At 63.7% G+C, this 17,283-nt stretch carries 20 protein-coding genes; 4 read left to right on the forward strand and 16 right to left on the reverse strand.

Annotated elements, in window-relative coordinates; all coding sequences use genetic code 11:
- Positions 1–48: 48 nt before the first annotated feature.
- From LB554_RS04770 to LB554_RS04845, 16 genes are all read right to left on the reverse strand, one after another.
- Complete coding sequence (locus tag LB554_RS04770; protein ID WP_015315904.1) at positions 49–1,119, reverse strand: flagellin; 1,071 nt, start codon at positions 1,117–1,119, stop codon at positions 49–51.
- Positions 1,120–1,394: 275 nt separating this feature from the next.
- The gene (locus LB554_RS04775) at positions 1,395–2,390 is read right to left on the reverse strand and encodes a flagellin (RefSeq protein ID WP_015315905.1); all 996 of its coding nucleotides are present in this window, start codon (positions 2,388–2,390) and stop codon (positions 1,395–1,397) included.
- A 242-nt stretch (positions 2,391–2,632) separates the two neighbouring features.
- A complete protein-coding gene (fliP, locus tag LB554_RS04780; protein ID WP_015315906.1) occupies positions 2,633–3,364 on the reverse strand; it encodes a flagellar type III secretion system pore protein FliP in 732 nt (243 codons plus the stop codon).
- Positions 3,361–3,855, reverse strand: coding sequence for a flagellar basal body-associated FliL family protein (locus LB554_RS04785; protein WP_015315907.1), 495 nt, complete (start codon positions 3,853–3,855; stop codon positions 3,361–3,363). Before LB554_RS04785 ends, fliP begins: the two co-directional genes overlap by 4 nt.
- A gap of 20 nt (positions 3,856–3,875) precedes the next feature.
- Entirely contained in the window at positions 3,876–4,580 is a 705-nt protein-coding gene (gene flgH, locus LB554_RS04790) for a flagellar basal body L-ring protein FlgH (protein WP_015315908.1), read from the reverse strand.
- Positions 4,577–5,164, reverse strand: a complete 588-nt coding sequence (locus LB554_RS04795) for a MotE family protein (RefSeq protein WP_224583349.1) — start codon at positions 5,162–5,164, stop codon at positions 4,577–4,579. The genes flgH and LB554_RS04795 overlap by 4 nt, the downstream gene beginning before the upstream one ends.
- A 2-nt stretch (positions 5,165–5,166) precedes the next feature.
- Positions 5,167–6,408 (reverse strand): flagellar basal body P-ring protein FlgI, encoded by a 1,242-nt coding sequence (locus LB554_RS04800; RefSeq protein WP_224583351.1) that lies wholly within the window; start codon positions 6,406–6,408, stop codon positions 5,167–5,169.
- Positions 6,405–6,917, reverse strand: a complete 513-nt coding sequence (flgA, locus tag LB554_RS04805) for a flagellar basal body P-ring formation chaperone FlgA (RefSeq protein ID WP_015315911.1) — start codon at positions 6,915–6,917, stop codon at positions 6,405–6,407. The genes LB554_RS04800 and flgA overlap by 4 nt, the downstream gene beginning before the upstream one ends.
- A gap of 6 nt (positions 6,918–6,923) precedes the next feature.
- Entirely contained in the window at positions 6,924–7,712 is a 789-nt protein-coding gene (gene flgG / locus LB554_RS04810; RefSeq protein ID WP_015315912.1) for a flagellar basal-body rod protein FlgG, read from the reverse strand.
- Between the two features lie 10 nt (positions 7,713–7,722).
- A complete protein-coding gene (locus tag LB554_RS04815; RefSeq protein WP_181166333.1) occupies positions 7,723–8,046 on the reverse strand; it encodes a flagellar hook-basal body complex protein FliE in 324 nt (107 codons plus the stop codon).
- Entirely contained in the window at positions 8,043–8,459 is a 417-nt protein-coding gene (flgC, locus tag LB554_RS04820; RefSeq protein WP_015315914.1) for a flagellar basal body rod protein FlgC, read from the reverse strand. Before flgC ends, LB554_RS04815 begins: the two co-directional genes overlap by 4 nt.
- 2 nt (positions 8,460–8,461) lie before the next feature.
- The gene (gene flgB / locus LB554_RS04825) at positions 8,462–8,842 is read right to left on the reverse strand and encodes a flagellar basal body rod protein FlgB (RefSeq protein ID WP_224583353.1); all 381 of its coding nucleotides are present in this window, start codon (positions 8,840–8,842) and stop codon (positions 8,462–8,464) included.
- Positions 8,843–9,033: 191 nt separating this feature from the next.
- Complete coding sequence (locus LB554_RS04830) at positions 9,034–9,615, reverse strand: hypothetical protein (RefSeq protein ID WP_224583355.1); 582 nt, start codon at positions 9,613–9,615, stop codon at positions 9,034–9,036.
- Positions 9,616–9,850: 235 nt separating this feature from the next.
- Entirely contained in the window at positions 9,851–11,266 is a 1,416-nt protein-coding gene (gene fliI, locus LB554_RS04835) for a flagellar protein export ATPase FliI (protein WP_015315917.1), read from the reverse strand.
- A gap of 1 nt (position 11,267) precedes the next feature.
- On the reverse strand, positions 11,268–11,993 hold the full coding sequence (gene flgF / locus LB554_RS04840; RefSeq protein WP_015315918.1) for a flagellar basal-body rod protein FlgF: 726 nt from the start codon (positions 11,991–11,993) through the stop codon (positions 11,268–11,270).
- Positions 11,994–11,995: 2 nt separating this feature from the next.
- Entirely contained in the window at positions 11,996–13,807 is a 1,812-nt protein-coding gene (locus tag LB554_RS04845) for a DUF1217 domain-containing protein (RefSeq protein WP_224583357.1), read from the reverse strand.
- 156 nt (positions 13,808–13,963) lie between these two features.
- Here LB554_RS04845 and motA point away from each other — a divergent pair, with 156 nt between their 5' ends.
- The 4 genes from motA to LB554_RS04865 are packed head-to-tail and all read left to right on the forward strand — an operon-like array spanning position 13,964 to position 17,280.
- Complete coding sequence (motA, locus tag LB554_RS04850) at positions 13,964–14,839, forward strand: flagellar motor stator protein MotA (RefSeq protein ID WP_015315920.1); 876 nt, start codon at positions 13,964–13,966, stop codon at positions 14,837–14,839.
- Positions 14,840–14,871: 32 nt separating this feature from the next.
- Positions 14,872–15,819 (forward strand): FliM/FliN family flagellar motor switch protein, encoded by a 948-nt coding sequence (locus LB554_RS04855; RefSeq protein WP_140619462.1) that lies wholly within the window; start codon positions 14,872–14,874, stop codon positions 15,817–15,819.
- A gap of 17 nt (positions 15,820–15,836) precedes the next feature.
- On the forward strand, positions 15,837–16,223 hold the full coding sequence (gene fliN, locus LB554_RS04860) for a flagellar motor switch protein FliN (RefSeq protein WP_015315922.1): 387 nt from the start codon (positions 15,837–15,839) through the stop codon (positions 16,221–16,223).
- Positions 16,224–16,266: 43 nt separating this feature from the next.
- A complete protein-coding gene (locus LB554_RS04865; RefSeq protein ID WP_140619464.1) occupies positions 16,267–17,280 on the forward strand; it encodes a flagellar motor switch protein FliG in 1,014 nt (337 codons plus the stop codon).
- The last annotated feature ends 3 nt before the right edge of the window (positions 17,281–17,283 follow it).

Genomic DNA, 17,283 nt, shown 5'->3' on the forward strand with positions numbered 1-17,283 from the left:
TTGCGGCGCGGCCCGTGAATTTCGAAGTATCCGTCAGCTAGGCCAAGGTTAGCCGTTCTTGAACAGCGACAGGATCGACTGCGAGGAGCTGTTGGCGATCGACAGCGACTGGATGCCGAGCTGCTGCTGAACCTGGAGCGCCTGGAGGCGGGTCGATTCCTTGTTCATGTCGGCATCGACGAGCTGGCCGACGCCGCGATCGATCGAGTCCATCAGGCTCTGCGTGAAGGTCTTCTGCAGGTCGATGGAGCTCTTGGCCGCACCGAGAATGGTGGCGGAGTCGGTCAACTGGCTCATGACCTTGTCGATCTTGCCGACCATCTGGGTGATGATGTCGTCGGTCACGCCGGCCGCGGTGATATCGAGGTTGTATGCGGAAACATTGTCGATCCTGGGAACCACCGCCCCGGCCGCGGTCTGGCCGGCGGTGTTGGCGGCAATATCCGTGCCGCCGCCGGCGATTGCGGCCGCATAAGCGGTATCATACAGGTCCTGGGCGGCCGCCGTGGAATAGACCGAGGTCTGGCGGTCAAGCGTGCCCTGGTTCTTGACGGCGGTGGAGAGACCGGAATCGAACAGCTTGGTGCTCTCGACATCGATGTCGATCGTCCCGAGCGAGATGGCGCCCGACGATGAGCGATTGAAGGACGACACGATCTTGGCGTCGGCCTGGACGCCATCATTGGCGGCGGCGACCTGCGTCGACGTTACCGAAAGATAATTCGAGCCCGAAAAGGTGGCGGCATCGGCAAAGGACTTCATCTGCGCCTGGAGCGCGGTGATTTCAGTCTGCGTCTTTGCCTTGGCGGCACCCGTCTGGCCAATGGTCGAAAGCAACTTGGTCTTGATCTTGCCGATCGTATCCAGCGCATTGTTCATGCCGGTATAGGCAGTGTCGACTTTCGAAGCGCCCAGGCCGAGCGCGTCCTGGACTGTCGACAGCGCCTGGTTGTCGGAGCGCATCGTCGTGGCGATCGACCAGTAGGCGGCGTTGTCGGAGGCCTCGGAGACCCTGTAGCCCGTGGAGATTCGGGACTGCGTTTGCTCGAGCGATTTGTTGGTGGCGTTAAGGCTTTGAAGTGCGGTCAACGCCGCGGCGTTCGTCATGATGCTCGCCAAGAAACTCGCTCCTTTTTCCAGACCGGTCTTTCTCAAACCGGCGTTGCCCTCGCGAGCCGCTCGACCCGCTCGTGGATTACCGTCACCCGATCGGGCCGATTCGGCAATCCGTTGTAAGTCATTGGTTAACCATGACTAGCGCGTTATGGTTAACGGCCTGTTAAAAGCCAGCTTTCGAGGGTTAAGAAACGAGGGTTGCGCGGGGCTGGAGCAAACGCAAAACGGGCCGCGCTTTTGGCGCGGCCCGTTTGCCTGGTTTGATCGGTCGAGAGGGATCAGCCGCGGAAGAGCGACAGGATCGACTGCGACGAGCCGTTGGCGATCGACAGCGCCTGGACGCCGAGCTGCTGCTGAACCTGCAGGGCCTGGAGGCGGGTCGATTCCTTGTTCATGTCGGCATCGACGAGCTGGCCGACGCCGCGATCGATGGAGTCCATCAGGCTCGAGGTGAAGGTCTTCTGCAGGTCGATGGAGCTCTTGGCGGCGCCGAGCTTGGTGGCAGCGTTGGTCATGCCCTTCAGCGCGGCATCGACGACGTTCATCATAGCCTGGATCTGGGTGTCGCTCGCAGCGGTGGTGCCCGAGAAGATCTTCAGGCTGGCGACCGAATAAGTGTCGGTGGCCGCCGCGGCAGCGCCCAGGGTCGGGTTCGAGGCCGCGGCCGCGACGCTGCCATCGGTACCGAGGCGGTCGGCGTCGAGGATACCCTTCGTCACGCCGGCAGCAGTGCCGGCTTCATAGAGCTTGATGCTTTCCACGTTGACGTCGATCGTCGAGATCGAAACCGCGCCGGTTGCGCTGCGGTTGAAGGCCGAAACGATCTTGACGTCGGCCGCGGTCGTGGCGGTGGCGCCGCTGTTGACCGAGAGCATGTTGGTGCCGGAGAAGGTGGCGCCATCGGCATAGGCCTTCAACTGCTTCTGAAGAGCGGCGATTTCGACCTGGGTCTTTTCCTTGGAAGCGTCCGTCTGGCCGTAGGACGCGGTCAGCTTCTGCTGGATCTGGTTGATGGTCGTGATCGCGCTGTCCATGCCGGTGTAGGCGGTGTCGACCTTCGAGGCGCCGAGGCCGAGCGCGTCCGAAACGGTGGACATCGCGGAGTTGTCCGAGCGCATCGTGGTGGCGATCGACCAGTAGGCGGCGTTGTCCGACGCCTGGGAGACGCGATAACCCGTCGAGATGCGGGCCTGGGTGGTGTCGAGGTTCTTCTGGGTGGCGTTCAAGCTCTGCAGAGCGGTCAACGCCGAGGCGTTGGTCATGATACTGGCCATGGCTACTCGTACCTTGTTTTACAGGGTGTTTTTTGCATACCGGTTTGTCCGGTATGACGGAGCGGCATCATGCCAATGACCGTTGCGTTTGGGTCACCCGCCATCTGCGAGCGACTATGGCGGCGAGTCCCTACCAAAGGACTAAACTGGACGGTTAATCGAAAATAATTCGGAGGAATTCGATGACGCGGCGCGCTGCCCAATTCCGCAGGCAGGCCATACCCGATGTCGAGCGCGCACGGTCAGGTGAAAGAGCGCACCAGGCTGCCGACGAGCAGGTTCCAGCCGTCGATCAGGACAAAGAACAGGATCTTGAACGGCAACGACACGACCGTGGGCGGCAGCATCATCATGCCCATCGCCATGGTGATGGTGGCCACGATCAAGTCGATGACCAGGAATGGCAGCACGATCAAGAAGCCGATCTCGAAGCCGCGCCGGATCTCGGAGATCATGAAGGCAGGCACCAGGATGCGCAGGTCGACCGTCTCCTTCGCAACGACCTGGCCGCGTTCGCGGGCAAGGTCGGCGAAAAGGTCGAAATCCTTGTCGCGCACATTGTGCAGCATGAAGGTGCGGAACGGATCGGAAATCTTCTCGAAGGCCTCTGTCTGGCTGATCTGATTGTCCATCAACGGCTTGACGCCGGTATTCCACGCCTGATCGAAGGTCGGCGCCATGACATAAAAGGTCATGAACAGCGACAGCGAAATGAGGATGAGGTTCGCCGGCGTCGATTGCAGGCCAATGCCGGCACGCAGGATGGAGAAGGCGATGACGAAGCGGGTGAAGCTGGTCACCATGATCAGCAGCCCCGGCGCCACCGACAGCACGGTGAGCAGGCCGAACATCTGGATGATGTAGCCGACGGTGGCGCCATCGGCCTTGCCGATGCCGCCAAGGTCCAGTTGCTGGGCCGCCGCGACGGAGGTGGCGGCGCCAATCAGTGCCGCGGCAAGAAGGAATTTTCTCATTCGAGCAGCAATGTCCTGACGAGAACCTGTTTGACGTGCCCCTGACTGCGGATCGAGGCGCGTTCGTCGAGATCGGCCTTCAGATGCTGGTAGCCGCTGGCGCCTTCGATCTGGTGCATCTTAAGGGTACGCACGAAGGCCAGAAGATCCTGCTGGACGTCCTCCGCCATCGCCGGCGGCTGCGGAGCGTCGTAGACCACGGACACTTCCATCCTGATCCAAGTGTCCGCGGGCGAGGCGATGTTGGTGGTGATCGGCGCCAGCGCGACGAGCGTCGGCCCCGCGCCAGCTTGTTGAGCGGCTTCGGGCTGGGGTACCTTGCCCTCGTTTTCAGGCGCGACTGGCACCGACGATGGTGCGCCGACGCCCTTGAGATAACCGCCCGACATCCAGCCCATGCCGATGGCGGCGGCCGTCACCACGAGCAGCATGGCGCCCTGCACGGCAAGGGAAGGACCCTTGCGAGGCTGAATCTGATCGACATTGGCCATGGTGCCGCGCTCTCCAATGCCTAGAACGGAAGAACCTGGTCGAGGACCTGCTGGCCATAAGCCGGCTGCTGGACCTCGCTGACGCGGCCACGGCCGCCATAGGAGATGCGCGCCTCGGCGATGCGTTCATAGGAGATGGTGTTTTCCGCGCCGATGTCCGACGGGCGCACCATGCCGGCGATGGTGAGCACCCTGAGCTCGTAGTTGACGCGCACTTCCTGGGAACCCCTGATCATCAAATTGCCGTTGGGCAGGACCTCGGTGACGACGGCGGCGACGTTGAGCTCCAGGTTTTCGGAGCGCTTGATTTCGCCGTCGGCATTGGTTTCGGTGCTGGAACTCAAGCCGGCGTCGCCCTTGCCGCTGGTGCTGTTGCCTTCCCATCCGAGCGTGACGTCATAACCCAGCTTGCGTGCGGCGGTGCGGCTCCGGTCGTTCTGGTTCTTGAAGTTGGCCTTGTCGTTGAGCTTGATCCTGACGGTCAGGATGTCGCCTTCGCGCAGCGCCCTGGGATCGGTGAACAGCCGGCTCTGGCGGTCGTCCCACAAAGAGAACTTCTTGACCGGCGCGGCGGGCGGCTGAGGATAGCTGTAGGGTGCCGCCCCGTCGCCGCCGATGCCCGAACCGACCGGCGACAGCGATGGTTCCCTACCGATTTCCTTGAAATTGGTTGCGCAGCCGGACAAGGCTGCCGCCGCGCACAGGATGAGCATTCTGCGGATCATGACGGATCTACCCTTCGGGCTGCGCTGGCCATGATGCCGGTGAGCGTCGCCGCCGCCTTCTGGTCCATTTCGTTGAGGATGACGCCCGCCTTGCGTGAATCGAGCTTCGTCAGGATGGCCGCGGCGAGGTCCGCATTGACGATCGCCAGGCGTTCGGCCGCCGCATCGGGCTTCATGCCGGCATAGATCTTGACGACGCCGTCCTCGGCCCGGGCCAGAAACACCTCGCGCCGCTTCAACCAGGTTTCGTATTCGGCTTTTTTTGCGTCTAGCGCCTTCATGCGCTCGTCGATGCCTGCCTGCAGCTGTTTTAACTCTTCCGCCTGCAAGGCATAGCGGCGGTCGCGCGCGGCGTCGGCGATGTTGGAGCAGAAGCGCTCGATCTCGCTCTGGTCCGGCGCCTTTTCTCGTGTCAGTTGCTGCGGTGCGACCGCGGGCTGCGCTCCGGGCAGAATTTGGCGAACGACATCCTCGGCGCGTGCGCCGCTGCTCGAAGCGGACATGGCCGCGAGGACCGTGGCCGCGAACAAGATTGCGCGGGGAGGGCGTCCTTGATGGGATGAGAGGGAGGTGATCATCGACATCGCTATTGGAGAACCAGATCGGCTTGCAAGGCGCCGGCCGACTTGATGCCTTGCAGGATGGCAATGATGCCGTCCGGCTTGACGCCGAGACGGTTGAGGCCGGAAACGAGAGTTTGCAGGTCGGGCCCGTCGAGCACGGCGACGCGGGCGTTGGGCCGGGTGGCATCGATGGCTGTGAACGGTTCGACGGCGGTTTCGCCCTTGGAGAAGGGTTCGGGCTGCACCACGCGCGGCGCTTCCGTAATGCGCACCGTCAGCGTGCCGTGGCTGATGGCGACACGTGAGATCTTGACGTCGTTGCCGATGACGATGGTACCGGTGCGCTCGTCGATGACGACGCGGGCCGGCGTGTCGGACTCGACCACCAGGTTTTCGATCTCGGCATAGAAGCGGGCCGCCGAAACGCTCTTCGGCCGCCTAATCTGCACGGTGCGGGAATCGCGCTCTGCCGCCACGCGCATTCCGAAGCGCTGGGCGGTGTAGTCGTTGATCGCGTCGGCGATGCGGATGGCGGTCGAAAAATCGGGATTGCGCAATTGCAGTGTCAGCGTCGACTGGTCATCGAACTCGGCCTTCACCTGCCGCTCGATTATGGCCCCGTTCGGCACGCGGCCGGCGGTCGGTACGCCTTGCGTCAACTGCTCGGCCTGGCCTTGCGCGATGAAACCGGAAACGATGACCGCGCCCTGGCCGACGGCGTAGATCTCCCCGTCCGCCGCCTTCAGCGGCGTCATGATCAGCGTGCCGCCGGCAAGCGAGGTAGCGTCGCCCATCGAGGAGACGTCGATGTCGATGCGGGCGCCGGACTGCACATAGGGCGGCATGTTGGCGGTGACGATGACGGCGGCGACGTTCTTGGCGCGTGCGCTGCCGCCTTCGGTGGCGATGCCGAGATTTTCGAGCATGGCGCGGATCGACTGTTCGGTGAACGGCGAGTTGCGCAGGCTGTCGCCGGATCCGGCGAGCCCGATGACGAGGCCGTAGCCGACGAGCTGGTTGTCGCGCGAACTCTGCAGCTGCGCGATATCCTTGATGCGCGAGGCGACCTGGCCAGGCGGCAGCGAGCTTGGTCCGGGCGAAACGCGGAACATGCGCGTGGTGGTGGCGGGATCATATTCGGGATCGTCGTAGACACCGCCATTCCTGGCGGCGAGTTCGCGCTTGGCCTTGGGCGTCAGGCCATCGGCTAGTGCCGGCTGCAGACCGAGCGTGGCCGCAATCAGAAGGGCAAGCGGGCGCATCATGAAGCGCCGACCTGGATGGTGCCGTCGGCCATCACCGTGCCCGAGAGAATCTTGCCGCTGTCGCTGTTGCGGACCTTGATGAAGTCGCCCGCCGAACCCGGCTGCAAGGTCACGGCGGTGGCCGTGATCGTCAGCCCGCCGGCGACGAAGAAGACCTGCACAGCGGCACCCTGCTCGACCAGCCAGGCCTCACGGACGGCGACTGAAGGAATGTAGCGGCCGGGCAGCAGCGTGCGCTTGGCGATCTTGCCCTGCAATTCCTCGGAACGGGTCGCAACAGCATCGGGCTTATGCTTGCCGGGGATGAGGGTGACCTGCTTCAGGGCGGTGAGTTCAATGGTCTCGCCGGGATAAATGACCCGGTTGGGGATCAGCACGACCTCGCCAGCAGGTTGGTTGCTGGCGATCTGGTTGGCCGAGTCCTGGGCGAAAGCCGGCATGCCGCAGGCTACCAGCGCAAGGGCGAGCGCGGCGCGACGGAATGCGGAGCAGGAGATCGGCATGGCCATCATCCGTTACCTGATGTTCTTGGAGACGACGGAGGCCATGTCGTCGGCGGCCTGGATGACCTTGGAGTTCATTTCATAGGCGCGCTGCGCCGAGATCAGTTCGGTGATTTCCTTGACCGGGTCGACATTGGAGGCCTCGAGATAGCCTTGCTGGATGGTGGCGAAGCCGGGATCGCCGGGCACGCCGACATTGGCCGGGCCGGAAGCCGTTGTCTCCTGGAAGAGATTGTCGCCGAGCGGCGCGAGGCCCGCCTCGTTGGCGAAGTTGACGATCTGGAGCTGGCCGAGGTTCTGCAGGTCGGTCTGGCCGTCGATGCGGGCGAAGACCTGGCCGGTCTTGTTGACGATGACTTCGACCGCATCAGTCGGCACGGTGATGGCCGGAATGACACTGGCGCCGTCCACCGTCACCAGCTGGCCGGTGGCGTTGGTGTTGAAGGCGCCGGCGCGGGTATAGAGCGTACCGCCATCGGCGCCTTCGATCTGGAACCAGCCCCTGCCGGTGAGCGCCATGTCGAAGCTGTTGCCGGTGCTGGTCAGTTCACCCTGGGTGTGGACGTTGCGCACGGCGGTCGTCTTGACGCCGAGACCGATCGAAACGCCTTCCGGCACCAGCGAGGCATTGGAGCGGTTGGGGACGCCTTGCGTGCGATCGACCTGGTAGAGCAGGTCGGAGAATTCGGCGCGCGCGCGCTTGTAGCCGGTGGTGTTGATGTTGGCGATGTTGTTGGCGATGACTTCCAGATTGGTCTGCTGGGCATTCATGCCGGTGGCGGCGATGGCGAGTGCTTTCATGGCCTGCTCCTCAGATGCCCATGCGACTGACTTCGAGATAGGCCGAGACCACCTTGTCGCGGATGGCGACGGCGGTCTGCAGCGCCTGCTGGGCGCTCATCACGGCATCGACCACCTGGCGGGTGTCGGCGTCGCCCTTGAGCGCCTGCATCGACACCTGCTCGGCATTCTGCATGGTGCTGACGGTCTTGGAGGCAGCCTGGCTCACCGCTTCGGCGAAGGAGGTGCCAAGGTTGCCCGATGCCGCCGGCGCAACGCCACCCTGCAGCAGATCGGTGGCTGTATCGCCCAGCCCAGGCTTCAGGTTAAGCGCGCCGATGCCGTTGACGATCATTGGTTCCTCATCAGGTCGATGGTCATTGAAATGAGATCACGCGCCTGCTTCACGACTTGCAGGTTGGCCTCGTAGGAGCGGTTGGCCTCGGTCATGTCGGCCATCTCGATCAGCACGTTCACATTGGGCATCTTGACGTAGCCCTTGTCGTCGGCGGCCTCGTTGCCGGGCTGGAATTCGACCGGAAAATTGCTCGGGTCGCGGTCGATCGAATTCACCTCCACCGTCGAGCTGCCGGAGGCCCGGTCGAGTTCGGAGACGAAGCTGATGGTCTTGCGGCGATACGGGTCGGCGCCCGGCGTGGTGCCTGTCGACTGGGCGTTGGCGAGGTTTTCCGAAACCACGCGCAGGCGCTCGGACTGAGCGCCAAGGCCTGATGCTGCGACTTTGAGGGCTGCGGTCAGTGCGTCCATGGTCAGCTCTTGACCGCCATCATCATCATTGAGTGGAATGCCTTGACGATGGCCGTGTTGAGCTCGAAGGAGCGGCGCACCTCGCCGGCCTTGAGAAGCTGGTCTTCAAGCACGACCGTGTTCTTGGAGGGCATGACCACGCCGTCGTCTGCCTGCGGCTTGATGGAGAAGCCGGCATTGGTCGCCGCAGTGCCGAGATGACCGGGCTCGGTGATCTGGAGCGACACCGCGGTGCGGTCGAGCACCTTCTCGAACGGCTCGACATCGTTTGCCGTGTAGCCCGGCGTGTTGGCATTGGCGATGTTGCCGGCGACCGCCGACTGACGCACCGACAGCCACTGCGCTTGCTTGGCGGCGAGATCGAAAAGGGAAACAGGCTCCATGGGAATCTCCGGGCATGTGCCCAAAGACTAGGACGCCAGTCTTGCGCGGACCTTGCGATCGGTCGCTAGAACGTGAAGGCGAAACGGTGAAGCGGTTTTCGGACGACATCATGCTCCATCCCTTGAAATGGAGACGGATGATTTCAGGACGATCCGACCTGAAATCATCCTCGGCACAAAACCGTGACGGCTTATCTGGAAAGCTCGATCACCTGGTTGGCGCTGGTGAGCATGACCCATTTGCCGTTGCGCTGCTCGATCGCCGATACCTTGCTGGAATCCGGCAGCGTCGAACCGCGCTGGACCATCCACAGGCCGGTGTCGTCCTCGATCATGGCGCGGCCATTGGCGACATGGACCATGCGGAACTTCGCGATGTCGGCGGGGAAGGGTTGCTCGCCGGGCGGCTGCGTTTTGGAATCGTCCTGCACCGTGCCGGTGGCAAGCAGATCTACATCGGCGTTGGGAACGTCCCTGGCGGTCAGCGGCGCGCTGCGCTCGGCGACCACGCCACCTCCCGCACGTCCCGAATTGGTACCGGTGCCGCCGAACTTGATCGCCTGCACGCCGAACTGGTCCTGGTTGAAGAAGATGTACCAGGGAAACAGGGCGCAGGTCAGGCCGAGCGTGATGCCGAGCGCGGCGATGACGACGTCGCTGCGACGGTCCGCCTTCTTCTTGCCCAGTCTGGGGAATTGCGGCTTTGGCGGCTGCGGCCATTCGCTGGCGGCAAACAGGCCATCGATCAGCGATTCGCGACTGGCTTGAGCCATATCGGCAGCCTCGACGCGGGGAAGGGAATTCACAGGGGGCTCGGCAGTCCGGGCCGGCAAAGGCTCGGATCTGGGGAGAGCCGATTTGACGGCCTTGGCCAGAACAACCGCGGTCCGGGCAGCCATGGCGGCGGCGGCGTTTGCCCTGGCGACCCTGGCCTCCTCCGCTCGAGCCTGCTCCGCGGCGTTCGCTTCGGCGATCATCTCGTTCAGGAGTCGCTCGGTGTACTGGCGTTCAGTCTCCTGGTTCGGCATTCTGCTTTCCCTTGAGATGGCGGGCAAGATCGGAGAACGGATCGGCGGACGGACGGTCCCTGGGCGATTGCGTCAGCGCCTCATAGATGACGGGCACCTGGCGTACGGCCATATCGAGTTCAGCGTCGACGCCGCCCTGATAGGCGCCGAGCAGCCGGATGTCGCGCGTGTCCTCGAAGCGGGAGATCATCGACTTCAGCCGCGTCACCAGGGCTCGCTGTTCGACACTCCAGGCCTTGCCGGCCAGTCGCGAGATAGACGACAGCGGATTGACGGGCGGATAGCGCCCCTGTTCGGCGATCGCGCGGTCGAGCACGACATGGCCGTCGAGGATGCCGCGCACCGAATCGGCGACCGGATCGTTGTGATCATCGCCGTCGACCAGCACGGAAATGATGGCCGTGATCGATCCCTTGCCTTCCAATCCTGGGCCTTCGGTTCCAGGCCCGGCGCGCTCGAGCAGCTTGGGCAGTTCGGTGAAGACCGAGGCGGGATAGCCGCGGGCAACCGGCGGCTCGCCGGTTCCCGTCGCCACCTCGCGCAGGGCGTGAGCGAAGCGGGTGATCGAATCCAGCACCAGCAGCACACGGTGGCCCTGGTCGCGAAAATGCTCGGCGACGCGCATGGCGGTGTCTGGCGCGCGCCGACGCATCATGGCGCTCTCGTCGCTGGTGGCGACGACGGCCACGGTCTTGGCCATGCTGTCGCCGATCGTATCCTCGAGGAATTCGCGGACCTCGCGGCCGCGTTCGCCGATCAGCGCCACGACGACGGTGTCGAACGCGTCGGCGCCGGCGAGCATGGCAAGCAGCGTCGACTTGCCGACGCCCGATCCGGCGAAGACGCCCATGCGCTGGCCGAAGCAGAGTGGCGTGAAGATGTCGATGACCTTGACGCCGGTCATGAAGGCGGTACCGACGCGCTGCCGCGCCATGGCGCCGGGTGTCGCGGCGGCCGCCGACATGTCGTCGCCCCTGACCAAGGGCGGACCACCGTCGATTGCCCGGGTGAGCGCGTCGATGGCGCGGCCGCGCCACGAGGCATGCGGCGCCACCGCGAGCGGACCCCTGCGGAACACGGCATCGCCGATGCCGGCGTCGGCGCTGCGTTCGAAGGGGGCGATCACAACCTCGTCGCGGCTGATCTTGACGATCTCGCCGCGGCGCGAGCCAGACTGACCGCGCTGCTCGACAATGTCACCCAGCCTGGTGAAATCGGAAAGGCCGCGCACCTTGTAGTGCGTTGATGTGACTTCGGTGACGAGCCCGCCGCGCTTGACCAGCCCGTCGCTGTCGCCAAAGCGCCTGATAATCCGCTCCAAAGCGGCAAGCCGATCCAGCGGCGCCGGCTGGAGCTGTCTTTCGGGTGCGCGGAGGGCTGGCTGCTCTGACGACATGCTACGACTTCGAGCCGAGCGTCTTTATCGCCTCCTCGGCGGAGGAATCGGTCTGCCGCATCAGCGCGGCAGTGTTCTCGAAGGCGCGCTGGACCATGATCAGCCGGGTCATTTCCAGCACGGGATTGACGTTGGATTCCTCGAGGAAACCCTGGGCGACGCCGATGTCGGAGCGGTCGGTGACCGGTTCGGGCGTGCGTGCGGGCACAATGCCGGAATTGCCGTAGCGCACGAAATTCTCGCCCGGGTCGAAATTGTAGAGGCCGATGGAGCCGACGAGCTGTTCGTTCTGGCGCAGCGAGCCGTCGGCGCCGGCCTTGGGCGGACCGTTGCGGGGATCGAGCTGGATCGGCGCCCCGCCGGCGTCGAGCACCGGATGGCCCTCGACCGACATCAGCTCGCCATTCTCGTTCATCGAGAAACGGCCGTCGCGGGTCATGACGGTGCCAACTGGCGTGTCGATGGCGAACCAGGCGTCGCCCTGGATGGCGAAATCGAACGGGTTGCCGGTCTCCGTCATGGCGCCGTGTGCCCCCGACAGAAAGGTCTTGCCGGAGGAGGCGAACGAAACCGACTTCTGCCCTGCGCCAGACACCACGTCCTCGAACTTCACGCCGGTGGCGCGAAAGCCGACGGTGCTGGCGTTGGCGACGTTGTCGGCGATCGTGTCGAGCCGGCGCTCGAGGGCTATCTGCGCGGAGAGGGCAACGTAGAGACTGTCTCGCATGATCAGAACTTCAGTTTCTGCATGGCCATCATCAGGTCGGTGGAGATGCCCGATGTGACCGGTTTGGCAAAGAGCACGCTGACCGACGTCACCGCCGTCGAGGTCGGATTGTTGATCTCGTACATGCTGGTGAAGCGGGTCAGGAACTTGTTCAGTTTCACCGGGTCGGTGAAATCCGAGATGTCGAGCTTCTGCCCGAACAATTGCGCCTGCTTGTCGATGTCGGCGGTGGCGAAAGAATCGGGCAGCCCCAGCGCGGTGCGCACCACGCTGGCAAGCGCCGTGTCGGCCAGCACGTCGTACCAGCTGGTGATGGTTGATGCTTTGCGGTCGAAATAGAGCGCCAGCCGCACGCCCTCATTGGTCTTGCCGGCGTCCTCCTCGAGAGTCTGGCGCATGTAGTTGTCGACGGTCGGCTGCTGCGCCGGATTGATGGTGGTGGCTGCTTCGCCGTACTGCTCGAAGTTGAAAGCGGCGGCGAGCCCGGCATAAGCCTTGTTCGTCATCTTGTTGGCGACGCTGTCGGCGTCGCGAATGCCCCCGGTCAGCACGCTGCGGATGAGATCCTTGCTTTCCGTCGCCGGATCGAGTCCGTAAGCCGAGAGCGCATAGTTGTACAACCGGCTGTTGGCCATCAGGTCGTCGATGGATTTCACGTTCGTGACGTTGGCAAGGTAGTATGCGGTCTCCGATTTTATGGAGTCCGCGTTCGGCGGGATCAGGCCAAGGGCCGACCCGGTGGTGTAGATCTTCGGCGTGTCTTTCAGCACCTCGTCGCGCGACGTTGTCTGATCGCCATATTGGGCAAAGTTGAACGCCGTGACGAAGTTGGCGTAGCGTTTGTCCGTCAGCTTGTTTGCCGGGCTGTTGGGATCGCTGACGCCGCCCGCCAGCATCGTGCTGATCTGCAGCGGCTTTTCGGTCGACGCATCCAATCCGTAGGAAGCCATGGCGAAGGTGAGCAGGCGCCTGTCCGCCATGAGATCGTCGATCGACTTCACCTTGGAGATGTTTGCCGCGTAATAGTCCGCCTCGCCCTTGATATACTGGGCGCTCGGTTCGACCAATTTCAGTCCGGTTCCGGCCACATAGCCTTTCGGCACCGCCTGCTGGGCAGCATCGCGCGTGGTTGTCTGATCGCCATACTGGGCGAAGTCGAAGGCCGAGACAAAGTTGGCGTAGCTCTTGTCGGTCAGTTTGTTGGCGGGACTGTTGGGGTCGCTGACGCCACCTTCGAGCATGGCCCTGACGGTTGCGGCCGGTTCGGTCTCGGCGTCGAGGCCGAACGCGGCCATCGCGTATGTCAGCAGGCGGCTGTTGCCCATCAGGTCGTCGATCGACTTCACCTTGGAGATGTTGGTGACGTAGTAGGCGGTTTCACTCTGGTAGTAGGAGAGTCCTGCCTGCGAGGCGCCGATCTGGACTTGCAGCGCATAGTTGCTGGTCACCAGTTGCTGCGCCTTGTTGTAGATCGTCGCATTGGGGCCGTTGGCGGCGAAATTGAAGGCGCTGACGAACGCGGCGTAGCGCTTGTCGGTCAGTTTGTTGGCAAAACTGTTGGGATCGGAGACGCCTTCCTTGAGTGCCTTCACCATGAACGCCTTGGCGTAGTCCATGTTCTCCAGGCCGTAGGCCTTCATGGCGTATTTGAACAGCCGGTCATTTTTGACGAAATCGTCGATCGATTTCACCTTGGTGATGTTGGCGAGATAATATTGGGTATCGCGGTCGACCGTCGGCTGTTGCTCGATGCGATCGATCGACTTGTTGATGTCTTTGGTGATCAACTGGTAGCTGGTATAGGTACTGAGCAAGGACGCGCCTCCGGCCGAAGCTATGCCAGCACAATAAGCTCACTTCCTTGCGCGAAACTGAATCGCCAACTTTCGTGCCATGGCGGCTCGGATTCAAGCCTCACACAAGGCACGGGGACTATCCCTTGTCCGACGTGAAATGCGGAAGGACCGGTCGTGGGCATTCTGATTGGACTTGTGGTGACGCTTGGCTGCGTCCTTGGCGGCTTCATGGCCATGGGCGGGCATCTGCACGTGCTGGTGCAGCCATGGGAAGCCGTGGTCATCTGCGGCGCCGCACTCGGCACCTTCCTGGTCGCCAATCCGATGAAGACGGTCAAGGATACCGGCAAGGGCATTCTGGAAGCCTTCAAGCAGGCGGTGCCGAAGGAGCAGGACTATCTGGAAACGCTCGGCGTGCTGCACAGCCTGATGCGCGAGTTGCGCTCCAAGTCGCGCAGCGAGGTCGAGGCGCATATCGACAATCCGGAGGAGTCGGCGATCTTCCAGGCCTTTCCGACCGTGCTCAAGAACCACGATTTGATGAATTTCATCTGCGACTACTGCCGCATCATCATCATCGGCAATGCCCGCTCACACGAGATCGAGGCGCTGATGGACGAGGAAATCCAGACCATCAAATCCGACAAGATGAAGGCCTATCACGCGCTGGTCGCGGTCGGCGACGGCCTGCCGGCGCTCGGCATCGTCGCCGCCGTGCTCGGCGTGGTCAAGGCGATGGGCGCGCTTGACCAGTCGCCGGAAATCCTCGGCGGCCTGATCGGCGCAGCGCTGGTCGGCACCTTTCTCGGCATCTTCCTGTCCTATGCGGTGGTTGGACCTGTCGCCACCAAGATCAAGACGGTGCGCGAGAAGAAGAACCGCCTCTACATCATCGTCAAGCAGACGCTGCTCGCCTACATGAACGGTGCGCTGCCGCAGGTGGCGATCGAGTTCGGCCGCAAGACCATCTCCTCCTATGAACGGCCGACCATCGACGCGGTCGAGCAGAGCACCATGAACACCGGCAGCGCCGAGAAGAAGGCTGCCTGAGCGATGCGCGACAGATCGGTGCCAAAACTGTCATGACGAGTCCGGGCAGCCCCTCGCAGGCGCGTTCGTTGATCATCGAGCGTCTGGTCGGCGACAGCGGTGAGACCGATCAGGTCGTCGACGCCGGCCGTGCCATGGCCGAACGCGCCGTGCCGCTGCTGCAGAAGGGACTCTCGGGCGAGCTCGGCATTCCCGTAATTGTCGACCTCAAGGCCGTCGAGGTCAGCCGCGTCCCGGAGGCGCGCTCGCGCGCCGGCGACAATTTCGCGATGACCGTCGTCGGCTCGCCGGCGTCCTCGGACGCGATGACACTCGTCATGGATGCTCCCGCAATCGCGATCATGGTCTCCACCTTGTTCGGCGGCGACCCGGACATGCCAGTGTCGCCGATCGAGCGCGAGCTGTCGTCGATCGAGGCCGATGTCTCGACCATGGTGCTCCAGGAAGTGGCGCAGGCGCTGAACGGATCGGGGCGGCGCTCGCTCGAACTGCGGCTGCCCGCACCGCGCGCCATGTCGGGGATCGAGGCCAGGCGGCACGTGTTGCGCGACGGTGCCGCGATCCGCATCGTCCTTGGCATCTCGACGCCGGTCGACAGCGGCTCGATCACCGTGACGATGCCGCAGCGCATCGTGCTGGCGGGCCGCGATGCCACGGCCAGCATCAGCGAGGACGATCATGGCACCAGTTGGCGGGCACGCTTTTCGGAAGAGGTGATGCGCTCGACCGTAGCGCTCGAAGCCACCATGCCGCTGGCGCGGCTGACGCTGGGCGACCTCGCCAACCTCGAAGTGGGCCAGGTCATCGACTTCGAAGAAACGGCGCAATCGCGGGCTCGCCTCGGCGCGCGCGGCCAGACGCTGTTCGTATGCGAGTTCGGCAAACTGGGTCAGAATTACACCGTCCGAATCAGGCATCCTTTCGATGCCGGGCAGGATTTCATCGATGGGCTCATGCCGGCTGGTGCCGGGCGCGCCTGAGCTTTTGGAGACGACGCATGGCCAAGACCAAGGTAGAAGCAGAGCTCGACCAGCCGGACGAGCAGCTCGATCGCGCCATCGAGGAATTGCGGGGGGTCTTGCACGAAGAAGAGCAGCGCCCCGATGCGGCGTTCCGGGCTGCGGCGGGGGCCAATTCAAGCGTTATCATGAACATCCCCGTCGATGTCCAGATCATCCTCGGCAGCACCGAGATGGCGGTTGCCGATCTGATGGCGCTGCAGAAGGGGTCGACGGTCGCGCTCAATCGCCGCATCGGCGAGCCGGTCGATGTCGTGGTGAACGGCCGCAAGATCGCGCGCGGCGAGATCACCGTGCTCGAAAGCGACCCTTCGCGCTTTGGCATCAGGCTGACCGAAATCATCGCCGGCACGAAGGGCGCCTAGACATGGATCGCGGAGCTCGCCGGTGGCGGCGGAGGCGAAAGGCATGACGACGCCGCTGACGACCCTGACGCGCGCGCAGAAGGCGGCCGCCATATTGGTGGCGATGGGCAAACCGTCCGCCAGCCGCCTGTTGAAATTCTTCAAGCAGGAAGAGCTGAAGGCGCTGATCGAGGGCGCGCGGCTGCTCAGGACCATTCCGCAGAGCGATCTCGAGCGCATCGTCGCCGAATTCGAGGCCGAGTTCACCGAGGGCGCCGGCCTGCTCGATTCCGCCGACAGGATGGACACCATTCTCAACGAGTCTCTCTCGCCCGAAGAGATGAGCGCCATCATGGGCGACAAGAAATTCGAGGTCGCGCCTGAAGGGCCGCCGCCGATCTGGCCCGATCTCGAAAAGCTCGAACCCTCGCGGCTGGGCGCCTTCCTGGCGGGCGAACACCCGCAGACGGCGGCCATGGTGCTGTCGAAATTGGGGCCGCAGGCGGCGGCGAGTGTGCTTTTGACACTGACGAAGCCGATGCGCGGCGAGATCATCAAGCGCATGGTGACGATGGCCAACGTTCCGGCCGCCGCCACCAGGATCGTCGAGAACCGGCTGCGCTCCAGCGTGCTGTCGGATACCTCCACCAAGGACACTTCGGCCGGGCAGGCGCGCGTCGCCAGCGTGCTCAACGAGCTGGAAAAGCCCCTGCTTGAGGAGGTCATGCAGGATCTCGAAGCCGCCGGCACGCCCGACCTCGACGGTGTCCGTGCCCGGCTGTTCGCTTTCGACGACCTGCCGCTGCTCACCCAGAAGGCGCGCGTGCTTTTGTTCGACGGGCTGTCGACCGAGCTTGTCACGCTGGCGCTGCGCGGCACGTCGGCCGCACTGGCCGAGGCGGTGCTGTCGGCGATCGGCGCGCGCTCGCGACGCATGATCGAGGCCGAACTCGGGCAAGGCTCGGAGGGTGTCCCGGCCGCCGATATCATGGCCGCGCGCAAGACGATCGTGACGACCACCATCCGCCTGTCGCGCGAAGGGGCCTTCGAACTTCCCTCGACGCAGAACGCCGCCTAAGGC

The organism is Mesorhizobium sp. CO1-1-11, assembly GCF_020164995.1.
Taxonomy (GTDB): Bacteria; Pseudomonadota; Alphaproteobacteria; order Rhizobiales; family Rhizobiaceae; genus Mesorhizobium; species Mesorhizobium australicum.